The sequence below is a fragment of the Pseudomonas edaphica genome (genome assembly GCF_005863185.1).
In the GTDB taxonomy this organism is placed as follows: domain Bacteria; phylum Pseudomonadota; class Gammaproteobacteria; order Pseudomonadales; family Pseudomonadaceae; genus Aquipseudomonas; species Aquipseudomonas edaphica.
In genome coordinates this window covers 1-2,155 of record NZ_VBVZ01000835.1, presented here as the reverse complement: position 1 = coordinate 2,155, position 2,155 = coordinate 1, and the positions used below count along the sequence as shown (strand labels likewise).

Annotated in this window: 3 protein-coding genes; 2 read left to right on the top strand and 1 reads right to left on the bottom strand. The window is 61.2% G+C overall.

Annotated elements, in window-relative coordinates; genetic code table 11:
* Window positions 1–193 (bottom strand): hypothetical protein (locus tag FEM54_RS34475; RefSeq protein WP_205894443.1); only part of this gene is annotated, 193 nt, incomplete at its 3' end.
* Between FEM54_RS34475 and FEM54_RS31080 the strand changes: the two genes are divergently transcribed.
* Window positions 182–739 carry a helix-turn-helix domain-containing protein gene (locus FEM54_RS31080; protein WP_017135024.1) on the top strand — a complete coding sequence of 186 codons (558 nt, stop codon included), beginning with the start codon at window positions 182–184 and terminating at the stop codon, window positions 737–739. The genes FEM54_RS34475 and FEM54_RS31080 overlap by 12 nt on opposite strands.
* Window positions 740–750: 11 nt before the next feature.
* Window positions 751–2,097 (top strand): glutamine synthetase family protein, encoded by a 1,347-nt coding sequence (locus FEM54_RS31075; protein ID WP_017135023.1) that lies wholly within the window; start codon window positions 751–753, stop codon window positions 2,095–2,097.
* Window positions 2,098–2,155: the final 58 nt, after the last annotated feature.

Sequence of the window (2,155 nt, the reverse complement as noted above, 5' to 3'; positions counted from 1 at the left end):
GGGCAGCGAAGCGGCCCCAATCGATCCACTGCGTTGGTTCAGGTGTTACTCGGCCAGCCTTTTTGGGGCTGCTGCGCAGCCCAGCGGGAGCAAGCTCCCTCGCCACAAAAGCTATGCCACACCCATTGCCACCGTGAAATAATCCGTGTAATTTTTCATGAAATTTCTCGACATAAATTTCATGAACCAACAACAAGAACTCGACGCCCTGGCTGTGCTCATCCACGATCTGCGCAAGCACAAGAAACTCACCCTTGCCCAACTCGCGCAAAAAATCGAGCGCTCGGTGGGCTTTTTGTCTCAAGTCGAACGCGGCCTGTCACGCCCTACTGTGGCCGACCTGACTGCCATCAGCCACGCCCTGGATGTGCCCACCACCTACTTCTACAGCCTGCCCAAACCCAAGGCCGTCGACTGGGTCACACGCCCCAACGAGCGGCGCACGGTGTATTACGCCAATGGCATCACCGACATTCTGGTTTCGCCAAGCATGCACGGCGCCTTTTCGATGCTCGACAGCCTGTTGGCGCCCGGCGCCAACAGTGGCGAGCACACCATGAGCGACCGCGCCGAACAGGCCGGTTTTGTACTGGAGGGCGAGTTGACGCTGTGGGTGGAAGGTGAAGCCGATTCGGTCACCCTCGGCCAAGGCGACAGCTTCCACCTGGCCAGTTTTGCCCATTGCCGCTACGCCAACCTGACTGATCTGCCCGCCCGCGTATTGTGGGTTTACAACTAGGAGCAACACCCGTGAAAAGCCAACCCTCCACGTTGCTGGCCGAAGTACGGACCTTTCGCCAGAACCACCCCGAGGTGCGTTACGTCGACCTGATCGCCCTGGACATTCCCGGGCACTTCTACGGCAAGCGCTACCCGGTGGAGATGCTCGAAAAAGTCGCCGCCGGCAGCCCGCTGAAGCTGCCGCAAAATGCCGTGCTGCTGGGCGCCCAGGGCGGGCTGTTCAAAATTGGTGACTATTGCTTCCACGACGGCGACCCGGATGCCAACCGCCGCCTGGTGCCGGGCACGCTCAAGCCGGTGAGCTGGGAAGCGCAACCGCTGGGGCAGATGCTGATCACCTCGGATGGCACTGAAGCGCCCATCGAGTTTGAACCACGTGAAGTCCTGGCCAAGGTGCTGGAGCGCCTGCAGCACAAGGGCATTCACCCGGTGGTGGCGTTTGAGCTGGAGTTTTACCTGCTCGATAAAAAACTTGACGACGGCCTGCCGCAATTTGCCCGCGACCCGCTGAGTGATGACGCTGACGACCAGCCCAACCTGCACATCGAGCGGTTGTCGCGCTTCAGCGAAGTGCTCGACGACATGGCGCAAACCGCCCAGGCCCAAGGCATCGACATCACGGTGATCACCGCCGAACTCGGCCCTGGCCAGTTCGAGATCAACTTCGGCCACTGCGACGACGGCCTGCGCGCCGCCGACTGGGCCGCGCTGTTCTGCCGCAGCACCCGTGGCGTGGCACTCAAGCATGGCTACCGCGCCAGCTTTATGGCCAAGCCTTACCTGCAATTTCCCGGCAGCGGCATGCATGTGCATGTCAGCCTGTATGACGGCGCGGGCAATAATTTACTCGCGGCGCACCAGCAGCAACCGCTGCGCCACGCGGTGGCCGGTTGCCTGGAATTGTTGCCGCACTGCATGCCGATTTTCTCGCCCAACCACAACGCCTTCCGCCGCTTGGGTGGCACCGTGAACGCGGCAACGCGTGCCAGCTGGGGCTTTGAAGACCGCGACGCGTGCGTGCGTATTCCCGATTCCGACCCGCGCAACCTGCGCATCGAACACCGCCTGGCCAGTGCCGATGCCAACCCCTACCTGGTGCTGGCAGCGATCCTGGCAGGGTTGGAGCATGGCCTTGAAGCCAGGCAAGAACCCATCGCCCCGCTGAATGAGGACCGTAACAGCGGCGCCGACTTCCCCCTGGAAATGCTCGATGCCGTACGCGCCATGCAGCATCAAGCGGTATTGCGCGATAAGCTGGGCGCCGAATTTATCGACGTGTACTGCGAAAACAAACGCCAGGACCACTTGGCCTTTCAACAAGAGATCAACGCGCGGGAATACCGCTGGTTTCTCTAGCCATGGAATCACCGATGACCGACCAAAGCGCCCCGGCCCTCAAGGAAATCTTCAACGT